The sequence below is a fragment of the Pseudomonas frederiksbergensis genome (assembly GCF_001952935.1).
Classification (GTDB): Bacteria; Pseudomonadota; Gammaproteobacteria; order Pseudomonadales; family Pseudomonadaceae; genus Aquipseudomonas; species Aquipseudomonas frederiksbergensis.
The window spans coordinates 5986368-6001763 of sequence record NZ_CP018319.1; the positions used below are offsets into that span (position 1 = coordinate 5986368).

General features: G+C 59.0%; 16 protein-coding genes and 1 pseudogene. 14 read left to right on the forward strand and 3 right to left on the reverse strand.

Features of this window, described 5'->3' with window-relative positions:
* Positions 1-8 precede the first annotated feature (8 nt).
* The 4 genes and pseudogenes from PFAS1_RS27950 (at position 9) to PFAS1_RS27965 (ending at position 3400) form a co-directional block, all read left to right on the forward strand.
* The gene (locus tag PFAS1_RS27950) at positions 9-1130 is read left to right on the forward strand and encodes a cytochrome P450 (RefSeq protein ID WP_076031367.1); all 1122 of its coding nucleotides are present in this window, start codon (positions 9-11) and stop codon (positions 1128-1130) included.
* 352 nt (positions 1131-1482) lie between these two features.
* Positions 1483-1698: pseudogene (locus tag PFAS1_RS27955) on the forward strand (pyridoxal-phosphate dependent enzyme); the annotation flags it as partial.
* 122 nt (positions 1699-1820) lie between these two features.
* Entirely contained in the window at positions 1821-3068 is a 1248-nt protein-coding gene (locus PFAS1_RS27960; RefSeq protein ID WP_076031368.1) for an S-type pyocin domain-containing protein, read from the forward strand.
* Positions 3065-3400 carry a hypothetical protein gene (locus PFAS1_RS27965; protein ID WP_074875991.1) on the forward strand — a complete coding sequence of 112 codons (336 nt, stop codon included), beginning with the start codon at positions 3065-3067 and terminating at the stop codon, positions 3398-3400. Before PFAS1_RS27960 ends, PFAS1_RS27965 begins: the two co-directional genes overlap by 4 nt.
* Before the next feature lie 90 nt (positions 3401-3490).
* On the opposite strand, the gene PFAS1_RS27970 is transcribed toward PFAS1_RS27965, so the two are convergent.
* On the reverse strand, positions 3491-3829 hold the full coding sequence (locus tag PFAS1_RS27970; protein WP_008149714.1) for an FKBP-type peptidyl-prolyl cis-trans isomerase: 339 nt from the start codon (positions 3827-3829) through the stop codon (positions 3491-3493).
* Positions 3830-3974: 145 nt separating this feature from the next.
* Between PFAS1_RS27970 and PFAS1_RS27975 the strand changes: the two genes are divergently transcribed.
* The 3 genes from PFAS1_RS27975 (at position 3975) to PFAS1_RS27985 (ending at position 6536) form a co-directional block, all read left to right on the forward strand.
* On the forward strand, positions 3975-5039 hold the full coding sequence (locus tag PFAS1_RS27975; RefSeq protein WP_076031369.1) for a M4 family metallopeptidase: 1065 nt from the start codon (positions 3975-3977) through the stop codon (positions 5037-5039).
* Complete coding sequence (locus tag PFAS1_RS27980; RefSeq protein ID WP_076031370.1) at positions 5036-5359, forward strand: protealysin inhibitor emfourin; 324 nt, start codon at positions 5036-5038, stop codon at positions 5357-5359. The genes PFAS1_RS27975 and PFAS1_RS27980 overlap by 4 nt, the downstream gene beginning before the upstream one ends.
* Before the next feature lie 103 nt (positions 5360-5462).
* Entirely contained in the window at positions 5463-6536 is a 1074-nt protein-coding gene (locus tag PFAS1_RS27985) for a sensor domain-containing diguanylate cyclase (protein ID WP_076031371.1), read from the forward strand.
* Between the two features lie 5 nt (positions 6537-6541).
* Here the strand turns inward: PFAS1_RS27985 and PFAS1_RS27990 are convergent, their stop codons facing one another.
* Entirely contained in the window at positions 6542-7006 is a 465-nt protein-coding gene (locus PFAS1_RS27990; protein ID WP_076031372.1) for a hypothetical protein, read from the reverse strand.
* A 315-nt stretch (positions 7007-7321) separates the two neighbouring features.
* Between PFAS1_RS27990 and PFAS1_RS27995 the strand changes: the two genes are divergently transcribed.
* A complete protein-coding gene (locus tag PFAS1_RS27995) occupies positions 7322-9130 on the forward strand; it encodes a monovalent cation:proton antiporter-2 (CPA2) family protein (RefSeq protein ID WP_074875980.1) in 1809 nt (602 codons plus the stop codon).
* Positions 9131-9261: 131 nt separating this feature from the next.
* The gene (locus PFAS1_RS28000; protein WP_076031373.1) at positions 9262-10371 is read left to right on the forward strand and encodes a DNA alkylation repair protein; all 1110 of its coding nucleotides are present in this window, start codon (positions 9262-9264) and stop codon (positions 10369-10371) included.
* Here PFAS1_RS28000 and PFAS1_RS28005 read toward each other — a convergent pair.
* Positions 10352-10924 carry a cytochrome b gene (locus PFAS1_RS28005; RefSeq protein WP_074875977.1) on the reverse strand — a complete coding sequence of 191 codons (573 nt, stop codon included), beginning with the start codon at positions 10922-10924 and terminating at the stop codon, positions 10352-10354. The two genes, PFAS1_RS28000 and PFAS1_RS28005, sit on opposite strands and share 20 nt — an antisense overlap.
* A gap of 205 nt (positions 10925-11129) precedes the next feature.
* Here PFAS1_RS28005 and PFAS1_RS28010 point away from each other — a divergent pair, with 205 nt between their 5' ends.
* From PFAS1_RS28010 to PFAS1_RS28030, 5 genes are read left to right on the forward strand one after another with little or no spacing between them, the layout of a single operon-like run.
* Complete coding sequence (locus PFAS1_RS28010) at positions 11130-11807, forward strand: thermostable hemolysin (protein ID WP_074875975.1); 678 nt, start codon at positions 11130-11132, stop codon at positions 11805-11807.
* Positions 11797-13278 (forward strand): AMP-binding protein, encoded by a 1482-nt coding sequence (locus PFAS1_RS28015; RefSeq protein ID WP_076031374.1) that lies wholly within the window; start codon positions 11797-11799, stop codon positions 13276-13278. Before PFAS1_RS28010 ends, PFAS1_RS28015 begins: the two co-directional genes overlap by 11 nt.
* Complete coding sequence (locus PFAS1_RS28020) at positions 13275-13949, forward strand: TenA family transcriptional regulator (protein WP_076031375.1); 675 nt, start codon at positions 13275-13277, stop codon at positions 13947-13949. Before PFAS1_RS28015 ends, PFAS1_RS28020 begins: the two co-directional genes overlap by 4 nt.
* Positions 13936-14745, forward strand: a complete 810-nt coding sequence (locus tag PFAS1_RS28025; RefSeq protein WP_076031376.1) for an SDR family oxidoreductase — start codon at positions 13936-13938, stop codon at positions 14743-14745. Before PFAS1_RS28020 ends, PFAS1_RS28025 begins: the two co-directional genes overlap by 14 nt.
* A complete protein-coding gene (locus PFAS1_RS28030) occupies positions 14742-15386 on the forward strand; it encodes a tetratricopeptide repeat protein (RefSeq protein WP_076031377.1) in 645 nt (214 codons plus the stop codon). The genes PFAS1_RS28025 and PFAS1_RS28030 overlap by 4 nt, the downstream gene beginning before the upstream one ends.
* The last annotated feature ends 10 nt before the right edge of the window (positions 15387-15396 follow it).

Sequence of the window (15396 nt, forward strand, 5' to 3'; positions counted from 1 at the left end):
TGCGACCCATGGACCCGATCATCGCTGCGACTCATGCCGATCCTTATCCCTATTACGCGCAACTGCGCGCGCAGGGCGGAATGGTTTTTCACCAAGGACTGAAAGTGTGGGTGGCGAGTAGCGCCCGAGCCGTTGCGGCCGTGCTGGCGCATCCTGACTGTCATGTCCGACCGTCCCACGAACCGGTGCCCAAGGCGATAGTTGGCGGGATGGCCGGCAAGGTCTTCAGTCAGTTGATGCGGATGAATGAGGGCGAGGGGCAGCGTTGCCCGAGGTCGGCGATACAGCCAGGGTTGGCGTCGATTGATATCGATGAAGTCAATGCGCTGGTCGGCGCTCGCCTTTTCACTGCAGGCGCGGAAGGGTTGTACAAGGCGATGTTCCGCGGGCCGGTTGGCGTGGTGGCTGCATTGCTGGGGTTCTCTGCGGTTCAGGGCCGGGCTATCAGCGAACTGACCGGGGACTTCGTCGCGTGCCTGTCGCCCCTGAGCGGTCAAGCGCAACTGGAGGCGGCGCACGTTGCGGCGGAACACTTGAGCGGCTACTTCATTGAGCTGCTGGATGCCCCGAACAATCAGAGCGCCCTGCTCGCCGGGATCCGCCAGCGCTTCGCGGCAACCTCTGGCGACGTTGAAACGTTGATCGCCAACCTGATCGGGCTGTTTTCCCAGACCTATGAGGCCACCGCGGGGCTGATCGGCAACGCGTTGTTGGCGTTGATTAGAACCCCCTCGTTGCACAGTGAATCGACATCCTTGGACGACTTGATCGCTGAAGTTCAGCGCTTCGATCCGTCGGTGCAGAACACCCGCCGGTTTGTCGCTGCGCCTTGTGAAATTGAGGGGGTAAGCCTGAACCCTGGCGACGTGATTCTGGTGATGCTGGCTTCGGCCAATCGTGATCCGCAGCTCAATGACCATCCCGACGTCTTTCTTCTTGATCGTCCAGACCGGCGTGGTTTCACCTTTGGGGCTGGGCGGCATCAATGTCCGGGGCAAGTGTTGGCGATGAGTATTGCCAGCGCCACCTTGAGGGAGATTCTGACGTTAAAACCTGCGTTGGATCGCCTGACCTGGCATTACCAGCCTTCGCTTAACGGGCGTATTCCGCTGTTTAGCGAATTGCCGTAAGACCGTGTCAACTCGTTCCCATGCTCTGCGTGAGTCGAGCAGGACGTTGCCGTTGAGTTCGTAATCCACATCGGTTTTGGGTTCCGCGTGGGTCAGGATCAGCGGTTATCGGGTGGATCGGGATGGTAATGCCTTTATGATTCATGAAGGCAAAAGTCTGGACGCTGATCAGCACGGTGAGCATCGCGGGCAGGCGGCACTGTTCTGGCCGGATGCGGAGCGTGGTGGTCGGGTTGTTTGATCGTTCCCATGCTCTGCGTGGGAATGCAGCCAGGGACGCTCCGCGTCCCAAGAGCAGACGCAGAGCGTCCGGTGAGGTTGTTCGGCGCCCTGCTTCAGGTGCTTGCCGGACGGTTACGGTCTGCCAACACCAGCCATGCAGGAAGCAGTGCGCCTGATGGCTCGTGCCGAAGGCCTGTTGATCGACCCGGTGTACTCCGGCAAAGCGTTTGCCGGACTGTTGGCCGATCGCAGACAAGGACGCTATCGTACCGGGGACAACGTGCTGTTCATGATGACCGGCGGAACACCGGGTTTGTATGCTTATCGGGAGACCTTTCAGTCTTAGCGGTTAATCATCCCGCGTTAGCACTTCCATCAGTTCATAGAGTTTCAGACCCTTCCTACATCTATCAAACGTCCTTTGATATAGCGTCCGCATTGTTTTCAAAAGATGAAACAAGGACGCTCATGGCTCGTAAAACAGGCATACCTAGGATTCAAAACCCACCGTCAGGCGACGGGCACCACATCACCAGCCGCTACATGAACGCCACCGAACTGGCAGAGCGGGATGCCAGACAAAAAACATATGACGACATGTTGGCCCGACAGCAGGCATATGAAGACCGTTTCGTCAGACAACCTCAACAACAGGACCCTTCCGGTTCCCGCGGGTGCGTGTTCGCCAAAAGCTGCAATCTCCCGGACGGCGTAATCAATCACGACAACCCGGCCGGGTTTGTCCCTACCGAGAAACTGGCCGATTACGGAAAATTCTCCCTGCTGGGTGGTCGCGAAAGAGATACAGCGGGAAACATCCCCCTCAAAAAAATCAGTGGTAACGCGTTACCTGCGGCATTGGGAACGCTTGTCTTAGGAGGGGTTGGGGTTGGGGTTGGGGTTGCTGGCACAAGTACTGCTAGTGGTGCAGGCGTAGTAACGGGAGGTGTTGCTGCTGGCGCATTGGCGGGAATGGTTGCAATGCTCTGGCCGTCAAATCTGGGTGACAGTTCCCTGTATACCGAAGAACAGCTCAAGTCGATAAAGGAAGGCCGTACACGTGTCCGACTGCATATCGAACAACAGACCGATGGCTCCTTGAAGGGATACGGATACAACACCCAAACGCGCAGCGATTGGGAAATGATTCCTGTAGTGCAGTTCGTAACTCAAGGCACTCAGCAAGTGGCTGACTTCGGCAATGGGACAACGTTGATATGGACGCCAGCCATTGACCCGTCCCGCCATTCGGGAATCCCACCGCTAGAAGGTGCCCCACAAGCCCCGCACATCTGGATTTATCCGCCTACACCAGCGGCTGACAGCATCATTGTTAACCCGATCTACCCGCCTGAGTACAAGGACTTCATACTTGTTTTTCCGGCTGATTCCGGCATCAAGCCTCTTTACATTGTCTTTTCCCTGCGATTCGATGCTGCCAGATACCATGGAAAGACCGATACACCAGTTAAAAGTAAGGGTCCCGCGAATGGCCAGGAAGCTTTGGATAATTCGCTACAGGTAAAACCTACATCGGAACGCCGGATTGGTATTGATCCCAAAACCAACGAGTTTGTCGTCTTTGATCATACGGGAGGGGACGACTACCACGGACATGTCAGAACATGGAATAAACTCCATCAAGATATGAAAAATGTATTAATCAAGGCAAAAAAAGCCGACACCAAGGGAAACATCCTGGGAGTTAAACAGTGAGTCTTATCTACCACGATCCGTCGATTAGCCATGACGAAGCAGTCGGTCTCTTTGATAGCGGCTTAGAAAAGAACATTATCATCGCGCTGATTTCCATCGGATTAAATGAGCAAGACAGTGCCTGGGCTCAGACCATTTGCCTGAAACATCTCGAAAGTGGCACTCAATCGGTGGCTGCGGCAGCAATCACCGCACTCGGCCATGTAGCCCGCAGATTCGGTGAGCTTGAAATGCAAGCCGTGATGCCCGCCCTTGATTCCGTAAAAGGAAAATTCCCTGCACTTGAAGCCACAGTTGCTGACACGCTCGACGATATTGAAATGTTCACCTGACTCGCTGAATCAAACCAGAAAACATAAAAACCCCACCATTTCTTCTAACTGAGATGGCGGGGTTCGCCATTTCAGCCCACACCCAACAAATCAATCATCCCGCGTCAGCACTTCCAGCAATTCAATCTCGAAAATCAGGTTCGAGTTCGGCGTGATCTTGCCCATGGTCCGTTCACCGTAGGCCAGATGCGCCGGCACCAGCAGTTTTCGCTTGCCGCCGACCTGCATGCCCATAATCCCCTGGTCCCAACCCTTGATCACCCGCCCCGTGCCAATCACGCACTGGAATGGTTTACCCCGGCTGTAGGAAGAATCGAATTCTGTCCCGTCTTCCAGCCAGCCGCGGTATTGGGTGGTAATCAGCGCGCCTTTGACGGCGGTTTTGCCGTCGCCCGGCTCAAGGTCAATGATTTGCAACTCGTCGTTCATGATTCCTACTCGTTCACGGTCGCCCGGTGATTGGGGCGCGGACGGAGGTTTTCGCAGAAACCGGCGCGCAAGGCAATCCACGGAACCGAAAGACCGTCCTCCGGCTCACATGAATAACGTCTTCGTTTCAGGAAAGGATGCTCTGATGACCGACTCATCACCGCTGTACAGTTTCATCCCGCCCTACATCCTCAACCGAATCATCGCCTACGGTTCCGACCATCAGCGCTCCAGCGCCCAGGCCACGCTGACCCATGTCCGTCGTCTGCGGCACAATCCCGGCCCGCCATCGCGGCCACCCGCCAAAGCGATCCTGCCGCTGTCCGGTCGCCCCGGCCTGGCACAGCGCAGTATTCATGACGCGCAAGGCAAAATGCTGCTGCCGGGTATGCCTGTGCGACTTGAAGGTCAGGCGGCAACCGGCGATCCGGCGGTCGACGAAGCCTACGACGCAATGGGTGCCAGCTATGATTTCTTCTGGAAGGTGCTGGGTCGGGACTCCATCGACAACAAGGGTTTTGCCTTGGTCGGCAGCGTGCATTACGGCCAGGATTACGAGAACGCCTTCTGGAACGGCGCGCAAATGGTGTTCGGTGACGGCGATGGCGAAATCTTCGAGCGTTTCACCCGCTCTCTGGATGTTGTCGGTCACGAGTTGACGCACGGCGTGATCGAAAGCGAAGCCGGTCTGGTTTATGCCAACCAGTCCGGGGCATTGAATGAATCGATATCGGACGTTTTCGGGGTGCTGATCAAACAACATGTACTGGGCCAGACCGCCGAAGAGGCCGACTGGCTGATCGGCGCCGACTTGTTGGCACCGGGCATCAAAGGTATCGGTTTACGCTCGATGGCCCATCCGGGCACGGCTTATGACGACCCGTTGCTCGGCAAGGATCCGCAACCGGATCACATGCGCAAGTTCGTCATCACCCAGGAAGACAACGGCGGTGTGCACATCAATTCGGGCATCCCCAATCGGGCGTTTTATCTGGCCGCGATGGCGCTGGGCGGTTTTGCCTGGGAAAAAACCGGCCGCATCTGGTACGACGCGTTGTGCGACAAGCGCCTGAGTAGCGAAGCGACATTCAGTGCCTTCGCGCAATTGACTGTCGAGCATGCCCGGCAAGGATTGGGTGCATCGGCAGTCGAGGCGGTGCGCCACGGCTGGTCTGAAGTGGGCGTCGACCTGACGCTGGAGGAACAATGAAAACCTTGCCAACGCTGGACGATAACGCGGTGGTCTGTGTCTCCCGCCAGGGCGGTATGGCGGCGATCCACAGCTTGACCCGCCCCCGAGAGATCGAATTCGCCCAATGCGATGCAGAGCAACGTAGCCGCATCAGCTCGTTGCTCGAAGGTTGCCTGCCTATGACGAGTTCATCCGCCGGCCGCGGCGATCAGCGCTTCTATCAAATCGAAGTGCGCTACCGCAGCGGCGAACAGGACGACCGGATGGTGATGAAGGTGCCTGAAGATAAAGCGCCTGGAGAATTGGTGCATCTGTGGGACAAAGGTGAACTGCTATAAGTTTGGCGCCCCTGGTAATAGAGGCTGCTGATCGAGGGCCGTGTGAACTAACATAGGCGCACCTCTCCCGATATGGCTGATACGCGACGATGGCAAAACCTGCATGAATGTGGACTGGACCAGCGTCGCCATCGGCTCAGTGATGCTAGCCCTGATCGTCGCGTTGATCGGTCGCGAGCGCTCGCTGCAAAAGCAGCTGGCCGAGTATCGCGTACTGATCACCAGCCTGACTGACGGACAAAACATCCGTCAGGACGGTGACGCCGAACGCTTCAAGCGCAGCCAGTACTTCGCCCGTATCGGCACATGGGACTGGGACGTCGACACCGACAAGCTCTACTGGTCGGAAGCTATCTACGGCATGTTTGGCTTCAAGATCGACGAAGTAACGCCCTCCTACGCGCTGTTTTGCTCATGTGTCCACCCGGACGACCGGGCCAGGGTCCGGGCCGGGGAATTGCGCTGCCTGGATACCGGCGACAACCATGACGAGGAATATCGGGTGGTGTGGCCCGACGGCACGATCCGCTGGCTTCGGGAAACAGGCAATGTGGTCAAGAACGACCACGATGCAACGATCAAGATGATGGGTGTGGTACGCGATATCACCGAGGAAAAAGCCTCCGCCAGCTACCTGCAACACCTGGCCCATTTCGATCCGCTGACCGGTCTGCCCAATCGTCTGGTACTCGAGGAGCGTCTGTCCGAAGCGCTGGAACAGGCGCGCATCAGCGCCACGAGGGTTGCGCTGGTATTCGTCGATCTCAATGGTTTCAAGGCAATCAACGACCATTACGGCCATGCCGCCGGCGACCGGGTATTGATCACCACTGCCACCCGACTGAAGAAAATCCTGCGTTCAACCGATACCGTCGCCCGCATCGGTGGCGACGAATTTGTGGTCATCCTTCAAGGCCTGCCCCAGGGCAAAAGCCTGCAAGACGAAGCCCGCCGCATCTGCCAGAAAATCTTCGTCGAACTGTCGCCACCGGTGACCATCGGCAATGATCAACGACACATCGGCACCAGCCTTGGGGTCGCGGTGTTCCCGGACCATGCGCCGAGCATGGACCGGTTGATTCATATTGCGGATCTGGCGATGTATGAGGCGAAGCGCAGTGGGAATAACCAGTATCGGTTGGGTGAACAATCGATGAGTCATAGCCGGGTCGATTGACCCGTTCAGTCCTTGCGCCGGCCGAAAGGAATGCCGTTAAACGTGTGGGTGCAGCAATGACAGTTTGGCGTCATGTGCTCGGCTTTCAGCTCAGGATTGACGATCCGCAGATACCCTTGATCATCGACATACAAGCCGCTGAAGTAGCTCGACTCTCCCAGACACACCTGCGCTTTCCTTTGGTTTTCATGCAAAGCAACCATCCAGAACACCGGTTCAGGCCGATCGAGGCGAGCCACCGTTTCGCTGAAAACCTCATCCCATTGCCTACCGACGCGAGACAGCAGAAACCGGAACAACGGCGTGTAATCGAACCCGTGCCGGCGAGTTCCATGCATCGAACCCCGTGACGCATCGTTGTTGATTTCATTCTTGGTATTGCGCTGATGCCGGTAATGCCCGGTAATTTCGTTACGCCAGACACCCCAAGTGCGGGTATTGACCTTGCGGTAGAGGGGTTTCTTGTCCAACGGGTAGCTCCTGACATCCAGTCAATGAAATCGCCGCCGAGCTTTACCGGAACCGCTGGCGATTTCAATCAGCCTTCAATGGCCAAATGTTGCTTGCGGGCTAACGCTCCACTGGCGTGATATCCACAAGCAAGCTCACTCCCACATTTATTTGCAGGGGGCGGAGATACGGTGTCCACCACAGAACCATTGTGGGAGCGAGCCTGCTCGCGATGACGGTAGGCCAGGCAACATCGTTATCTGTCATTGCTGACGCATGAAGCATCACCCTTTATCCTTGTCCCCCCGCCATACCGAGTGAATGGAGTTTTTGCCATGCCCCATGAAGGCAACCTGCTGCAAGCCGCTGTCGTGTTTCTGTTCGCTGCGGTGCTCACCGTTCCCTTGGCCAAGCGCCTGCAACTGGGGGCGGTGCTGGGTTACCTGTTTGCCGGCGTGATCATCGGCCCGTCGGTGCTGGGCTTGATTGGCAATCCGCAAAGCGTCAGCCACATTTCCGAACTCGGGGTGGTGTTGCTGCTGTTCATCATTGGCCTGGAACTGTCGCCGCGACGTTTGTGGGTGATGCGCAAATCGGTGTTCGGCGTCGGCCTGGCGCAAGTGCTGCTCACGGGCACGCTGATTGGTGTGCTGGCGTTGTTCGTGTTCGGCCAACCGTTGAACAGTGCGATCGTACTGGGCTTGGGCCTGGCGCTGTCGTCTACGGCATTCGGATTGCAAAGCCTGGCCGAGCGCAAGGAACTGACCAGCCCCCACGGGCGTTTGGCATTTGCGATTCTGCTGTTCCAGGACATCGCCGCTATCCCGTTGATCGCCATGGTGCCGTTGCTGGCGGGCGGCGATCACACCAGCAGCGCGGGTGAAGGCCTCAATCACGGCTTGCGTGTGCTGGGCAGCATCGCGGTGATGGTGATCGGTGGGCGATACCTGTTGCGTCCGGTGTTCCGGGTGGTGGCCAAGACCGGTTTGCCGGAAGTCTCCACGGCCACCGCATTGCTGGTGGTGATGGGCACGGCATGGCTGATGGATCTGGTCGGCGTGTCCATGGCGCTGGGGGCGTTTCTCGCCGGGTTGCTGCTGGCGGATTCCGAATACCGCCACGAACTGGAAGCGCAAATCGAGCCGTTCAAGGGATTGCTGCTGGGGCTGTTTTTCATCAGTGTCGGCATGGGCGCGAACCTGAGCCTGCTCCTGAGCGCCCCGATCACGGTGCTGGGCCTGACCCTGCTGCTGATCGCAATCAAATTGCCGCTGTTGTTCGTTGTCGGTCGGCTGGCCGGTGGCTTGGGCAAGGTCAGTGCGATTCGCCTCGGCATCGTGCTCGCGGCCGGTGGTGAATTTGCGTTTGTGGTGTTCAAGATCGGCCGCGATCAGGGGCTGTTCGAGCCGAACCTGTACGACTTGCTGGTGCTGACCATCACCTTGTCGATGGCGGTGACGCCATTGCTGTTGCTGATTTGCGCGCGACTGGTCAGCCCCAAGGTTCAACCGGTGGTGGTGCCGGAGAAATTCCGCGAGATCGATACCGACACGCCACGCGTGGTGATCGCCGGCATGGGCCGTATGGGGCAGATCGTTGCGCGGATTCTGCGCGCGCAGAACATCAAGTTCGTCGCCCTCGACACCTCGGTGGAAACCATCGAACTGTCGCGCAGCTTCGGCGGTGTGCCGGTGTTCTACGGCGACCCGATGCGCCCGGAGATCCTCAGTGCGGCCAAGGTCGAGCAGGCGGAATACTTTGTCATCGCCACCGACGACCCGGACACCAACATCAAGACCGCCGAACTGGTGCACAAACTCTACCCGCACATCAAAATCATCGCCCGGGCACGGAACCGCCAGCATGTGCATCGCTTGGTGGACCTTGGCGCCGAGGCCATTCGGGAAACCTATTATTCGAGTCTGGAAATGAGCCGCCGCACGCTGGTCGGCCTGGGGCTGACCCAGGCCCAGGCCGATGCGCGGATCAAGCGTTTCAAGCATCACGACGAGCAGGTGCTTGAGGCCCAGCACATGATTTACGACGATGCGGCGAAAGTCTTGCAGACGGCGCAGGAAGCCCGGGCGGAATTGGCGAGATTGTTTGAGTCGGATCAACTGGAAGAAGAATCAGGCAAGGCATAACTGATCGTTCCCACGCTCTGCGTGGGAATGCCGCCCGGGACGCTCCGCGGCCCTTCGCAAGTCGTGACGCAGAGCGTCACAGGATGCATTCCCACGCAGAGCGTGGGAACGATCGACATAAGGAATCCACAATGGCCGCTGACCAACCCGCTCCCGCCCTGAAAGAAATCTTCAACGCCGACCGCCTCAAGCACATCGCCACCGAGATGACCGCCGTCTACCCTGCGTTCAACGCCAAGGCCTTCCTTAAACTGGCCAACGACGGACTGGCCGAATTATCCATCATGCAGCGCATGGCCCGTGTCAGCGAGTGCCTGCACGCGGTCCTGCCGTTGAGCTATGAAGAGACGCTTGAAGTGCTGCGCGCCCTCGCTCCACGGCTGAACAGCGGCTTCGTCAGCATTTCATTACCGCATTACGTGGCGACCTATGGCGGACAGGCCTTCGAGCAGTCGATGGAGGCGCTGAAATATTTCACCACCTTCGGTTCCTCGGAATTCGCGATCCGCTATTTCTTGCGCAGTGACATCGAACGCTCCTTGGCGGTCATGCACGAGTGGTCCCAGGATGAAAACGAACACGTCCGCCGTCTGGCCAGCGAAGGCAGCCGACCGCGCCTGCCATGGTCGTTTCGACTGGAACAGATTCAGGCTGACCCGACATTGGCGGCGGCGATCCTCGACAACCTCAAGACCGACAACAGCCTCTACGTGCGCAAATCCGTGGCCAACCACCTCAACGACATCACCAAGGATCACCCCGAATGGGTGCTGGACCTGATCGAAGGCTGGTCACTGGACAACAAACACACGGCATGGATCGCCAAACACGCCCTGCGCAGCCTGATCAAACAAGGCAATCAACGCGCATTGGCGATCATTGGCGCGGGCGGCAAACCTGAGGTCGAGATCATCGATGTGAAGGTGGAACCGGCGGTGATTCGTCTGGGTGAAAAAATCACCCTGTCCTTCACCGTGAAATCCAAGGTGCAGGACAGTCAGCGACTGGTGATCGACTACGCGATCGATTACGTCAAAGCCAACGGCAGCACCTCGGCGAAGGTGTTCAAGCTCAAGGCGCTAACCCTTCCCGGCAAGGCGACTGAATCCATCGCCCGTAGCCAGCAGATCAAGGAACTCACCACCCGCCGGCATTACGCCGGTCAACACTCCGTGCACATTCTGGTGAACGGCGAGCGCCTGGCCAGCACCGGGTTCGAGATTAGCGCTGACGTTGATTGACCGTATTGCCGGATCGACCGGGCAGCATGCGCGTCAGGGTGTTGTCGCGGACCCAATAGTGATGAAACAACCCCGCCGCCGCGTGCAAGCCGATCAGCCAGTAACCGGCGCTGCCGAGCAATTCGTGCCAATGCTTGAACTGCTTGGCCAGGTCAGGATCGACCGCCACCGGCGAAGGCAGGAAAAATCCGAAATAGGGCATCGGCTTGCCACCTGCCGACAGCATCAGCCAGGCCAATAACGGCGTGGCGATCATCAGCCCATACAACGCCAGGTGCATCAGGTGCGAAACGCCTGTCTGCCAGACGGGCAGCGTCGGCGTAATCGGCGGACGCGGGGTGAGCCGCCCGAGCAAGCGCACCCACACCAACACAAAAATGCTCAGCCCGAACAAGCCGTGCAATCCAAGAAACAAGCTCTTCAAGGCGTGTCCCTTTGGCAACAGCCCTTTGATTTCGATGCAGGCATACACGCCGACAAACAGCGCGAGCATCAGCCAGTGCAAGGTGATCGAGAGTTTTCCATACCGGTGAGCGAGTGCATCGCGGGTCATAACAGGCCTCGTGAACGTTATTTTGGCTGTCGAGTCATTCGCGCAGCCCGGTTGCGCTGTGTTGCCGAACCGATGGGCGCCACCCTGCCCGCCCAGTCTTAAGGCAATCTGAAGACTGGCCCGAGCGATCTTTCGGCCACCTTCAGACTCCGTTAAGAAATGCCTCCGATACTCCTCCCACACTTACTTGGGGAGGCGTCTTTCAATGCCCGATTTCAACTGGAACATCCCTCTGCCCCTGCATTTGGGACAAGCCGAAACATCGCAGATGAGTTTGGCCAGAGCCCTGCCGGACGAACCCCTGCGCCCCGTCTTCGAAGCCTTTATCCAGCAACGTTTCCGTAAGGCCCACGGTGCCGACATCCGTCATTTCATGCCGGAGCTGTTTGGCATGAACAACGCGTCAGGTGAACTGTGTGCGGTGGCCGGCGTGCGGCTGGCAAATAGCGAACCACTGTTTCTGGAACGTTACCTGGACGAGCCGATCGACCCGCTGATCAGTGCTGCGGCCGATTGTGCGGTAGACCGCACGGGTATCGTCGAGGTGGGCAACCTGGCCGCCAACGACACCGGCAGTGCGCGAATGAGCATCATCGCCATCACCTACTTGCTGGCCATGGGTGGCCTGGAATGGGTGGCGTTCACCGGCAACATCGGCCTGGTGAACAGCTTTCATCGTCTGGGTTTGAAACCCGTAACCCTGTGCGCCGCCGATCCTGCGCGGCTGGGCGACGACCGCCATAGCTGGGGCAGTTACTACGAGAGCAAGCCCTGGGTGCACGTTGGCAACATCCGCGCCGGCTTCATCCATTTGCGCAATATCGGGATGTTCAATCGCCTGGGGTTGCCATCGTCGATCGAGGAATCCAGCCATGTCGCCTGAAACCGAGCGTTTCAAACAGGCCCTGCGCAGCCATGCCGAACGCAAGACCAATGCCATCGCCCTGTGGGGCGATCACCTGAAACTGGACTACGCCACGCTGTACGCAGAAGTGACGTATCGCCAGCAGCGTCTGCGCGATGAAAGCGTCAAGGTGGTTGCACTGGCCCTGGACAATGGCGTCGAAGCCATGCTCTGGGACCTGGCCGTGCTGTTTGAAGGCCTGACCTGCCTGACCTTGCCACCTTTTTTCAGCCCGGCTCAACGCAAACATTGCCTGAAGCAAAGCCAGGCCGCCCTGGTGATTGCCGAGCCAGCACTGGAAGCGGAACTTCAAATGGCAGGTTACGAAAAAACCGGTGAATTCTGGCGGTGCACCTTCAGCGGCCCGAACCGGATGCCCGAAGGCACGGCAAAACTGACCTTCACCTCGGGCACCACCGGCACACCCAAAGGCGTGTGCTTGAGCGCCGAAAGCATTCTGCGGGTTGCCCGCGAACTGGATCAGGCCAGCAAACCCACCCACCCACAGCATCACCTCGCACTTCTGCCGCTGGCGATCCTGCTGGAAAATCTGGGTTGCTACGCGGCGCTGTATGCAGGCGCGACGCTAAGCTTGCCCAGCCAGAAAACCCTGGGCATTCAGGGTGCCAGCGGTGTGGAGGTGCCGCGACTGCTCGGATGCCTGGCCACCCGTGTCCCCGAGAGTTTGATCCTGGTGCCGCAGTTGCTGTTGATGCTGGTCAGCGCCGCCGAGCAAAAAGCCTTCAGCCCCCACGCGTTGCGTTTTGCCGCCGTGGGTGGCGGTCGGGTTAGCGAAGAATTGCTGCTCCGAGCGCAACGGATCGGCCTACCGGTTTACGAAGGCTACGGACTGTCCGAGTGCGCGTCGGTGGTGTGCCTCAATCGACCAGAAGCGCGCCGCCCCGGCAGTGTCGGCCGCCCCCTGCCCCACGTGGACATTCGCCTGGCCGACGACGGCGAAGTGCTGATCAAGGGGGCGACCTTGCTCGGTTACCTCGGCGAGGCGCCGCACACCGATGAATGGTGGCCCAGCGGCGATCTTGGCGAGTTCGACCCCGAAGGCTTTCTCTACCTCAAGGGGCGCAAGAAGCATCAATTCGTTACCAGTTACGGCCGCAATGTGAACCCGGAATGGGTCGAGGCTGAATTGACCCAGCGTCGTCATATCGCCCAAGCCTTTGTCTACGGCGAAGCGATGCCAAGCAACCACGCGCTGCTCTGGCCCCATCGTCCGGATTGCACCGACGAAGAACTGGCCGCCGCCGTGGCCGAGGCCAATGAGGCCTTACCCGATTACGCCCAGGTCCATCACTGGACCCGGCTGGATCAACCGTTCACACCCGCCAACGGTCTGTTGACCGCCAATGGCCGTCCGCGCCGGGACGCCATCGTCGAGCGTTACCGCGAGCAACTGACTGAAGCTGTCTTTTCAGAGGAATCTGCGACATGAGTTTTTTCGACACGCTGCAAGAAGCCACGCAACACGAACGCCATGAACTGTTCAATCTGCCGATCATCCGCGACGCCCTCGAGGGCAAGGTCAGCCTGGAAAGTTACCGGGCCTTCCTGGCGCAAGCCTATTACCACGTGCGCCACACCGTACCGCTGATGATGGCGTGCGGTGCCCGTTTGCCGTCGCGCCTGGAATGGCTGCGTAAAGCGGTTGGCGAGTACATCGAGGACGAATACGGTCACGAACAATGGATCCTCGACGACATCGAAGCCTGCGGCGGCGACAAGGACGCGGTGCGCGACGGTCGTCCGTCGTTGCCGATCGAATTGATGGTCAGCTTCCTCTACGACCTGATTGCCCGGGACAACCCGGTCGGCCTGTTCGGCATGGTCAATGTGCTTGAAGGCACCAGCATCGCCCTGGCCACCCATGCCGCCGACAGCATCCGCGAACGCCTGGACCTGCCGCAAAGCGCTTTCAGCTATCTCAGCTCCCATGGTTCGCTGGATATCGAGCACATGCAGACCTATCGGCGACTGATGAACACCCTCGATGATCCGGCCGACCAGGCCGCCGTGATTCATGCCTCCAAAGTGGTGTACACGCTTTACACCGACATGTTCCGCGGTTTGCCACGCGACGGGGAGAGCCTGCATGCGCCTGTCTGAAGCTCGCGTGGTGTTGACCGGCGCCAGCGGCGGCATCGGCCTGGCAATCACCACTGCCTTGTGTGCCAGTGGCGCCCGGGTATTGGCGGTGGCTCGGCATCGGGAACCGTTGGCGCCGTTACTCGAACGCTATCCGCAGCAGTTGTGCTGGATCGGCGCCGACCTGACGTTCCTCAATGACCGCCGCAAAGTGCTGGCCGCCGCCGAAGCCATCGGCGGTATCAACCTGCTGATCAATGCCGCCGGGGTCAATCACTTCGCCATGCTTGAACAGCTCGATGACAGCGACATCAACGCCATGCTGGCGGTGAACATCAGCGCGCCAATCTGCCTGACCAAGCTATTACTGCCGCTGCTCAAGCAAGCTGAAAGCGCGATGGTGGTGAACGTCGGTTCGACCTACGGCTCCATCGGCTACCCCGGTTACGCCAGCTATTGCGCCACCAAGTTTGCCCTGCGGGGTTTTTCCGAAGCCCTGCGTCGGGAACTGGCCGACACCCGCGTCGGCGTCTTGTACGTCGCGCCACGTGCCACCCACACCAGCATGAACAGCCCGGCTGCGCAGGCCTTGAATGACGCACTCAAATCCAGTGTCGACAACCCGCAAACAGTCGCCTCGGCGGTGATGCACGCCATTGCCGGTGACCACCGCGACTTGTACCTGGGCTGGCCGGAACGCTTTTTCGTACGCCTGAACAGCCTGTTGCCAAACCTGGTGGACCGCGGCCTGCGCAAGCAGTTGCCACTGATCCGTCGCCTGAGTCAGAAACCTGATAACGAGAACCTCAAACCATGAAAAAACTCTTTGCCTGCTTGCTGATGGGCGCCTTGAGCCACAGTGCCTGGGCGCTGGACGCCGCCGATCAACAACGTCTCAATGGCATCCAGCAAAGCTGGGCGCACATTCAATACGAACTGCCGGCCGAGCAGCGCACCGCCGCATTCGAAAAACTCGCCGGTCAGGCCTCGGCGTTCACTCACGAACGCCAATCGGTGGCCGAAGCCTGGATCTGGTCCGGTATCGTCACCAGCAGTTGGGCCGGCGCCCAGGGCGGGCTCGGTGCGCTGAGCAAGGTCAAGGATGCAAAAGTCGATCTGGAGAAAGCCCTGGCCCTGGACCCAAAAGCCCTGCAAGGCTCGGCCTACACCAGCCTCGGCGCGCTGTACGACCGTGTACCGGGCTGGCCCATCGGTTTCGGCGACGCCGACAAGGCCGAACAATTGCTCAAGCAGGCCTTGCAACTGAACCCGAACGGCATCGATAGTCTGTACTTCTGGGGCGATCACCTCTACCGTCAAAAACGCTACAGCGAAGCCCGGGGCGCGCTGCAAAAAGCCCTGCTAGCGGACCCAAGGCCAGGCCGGGAAACCGCCGACGCCGGGCGGCGCAAAGAGATTGAAGCGTTGCTGGCGGACGTGAACAAGAAAATCGACTGACAGGAGTCTG

Bases quoted from the DNA above. Each gene is read 5' to 3' on its own strand.
- PFAS1_RS27950 (WP_076031367.1), top strand. From the start codon at position 9: ATGGACCCGATCATCGCTGCGACTCATGCCGATCCTTATCCCTATTAC.
- PFAS1_RS27960 (WP_076031368.1), top strand. From the start codon at position 1,821: ATGGCTCGTAAAACAGGCATACCTAGGATTCAAAACCCACCGTCAGGC.
- PFAS1_RS27970 (WP_008149714.1), bottom strand. From the start codon at position 3,829: ATGAACGACGAGTTGCAAATCATTGACCTTGAGCCGGGCGACGGCAAA.
- PFAS1_RS27975 (WP_076031369.1), top strand. From the start codon at position 3,975: ATGACCGACTCATCACCGCTGTACAGTTTCATCCCGCCCTACATCCTC.
- PFAS1_RS27980 (WP_076031370.1), top strand. From the start codon at position 5,036: ATGAAAACCTTGCCAACGCTGGACGATAACGCGGTGGTCTGTGTCTCC.
- PFAS1_RS27985 (WP_076031371.1), top strand. From the start codon at position 5,463: ATGAATGTGGACTGGACCAGCGTCGCCATCGGCTCAGTGATGCTAGCC.
- PFAS1_RS27995 (WP_074875980.1), top strand. From the start codon at position 7,322: ATGCCCCATGAAGGCAACCTGCTGCAAGCCGCTGTCGTGTTTCTGTTC.
- PFAS1_RS28000 (WP_076031373.1), top strand. From the start codon at position 9,262: ATGGCCGCTGACCAACCCGCTCCCGCCCTGAAAGAAATCTTCAACGCC.
- PFAS1_RS28005 (WP_074875977.1), bottom strand. From the start codon at position 10,924: ATGACCCGCGATGCACTCGCTCACCGGTATGGAAAACTCTCGATCACC.
- PFAS1_RS28010 (WP_074875975.1), top strand. From the start codon at position 11,130: ATGCCCGATTTCAACTGGAACATCCCTCTGCCCCTGCATTTGGGACAA.
- PFAS1_RS28015 (WP_076031374.1), top strand. From the start codon at position 11,797: ATGTCGCCTGAAACCGAGCGTTTCAAACAGGCCCTGCGCAGCCATGCC.
- PFAS1_RS28020 (WP_076031375.1), top strand. From the start codon at position 13,275: ATGAGTTTTTTCGACACGCTGCAAGAAGCCACGCAACACGAACGCCAT.
- PFAS1_RS28025 (WP_076031376.1), top strand. From the start codon at position 13,936: ATGCGCCTGTCTGAAGCTCGCGTGGTGTTGACCGGCGCCAGCGGCGGC.
- PFAS1_RS28030 (WP_076031377.1), top strand. From the start codon at position 14,742: ATGAAAAAACTCTTTGCCTGCTTGCTGATGGGCGCCTTGAGCCACAGT.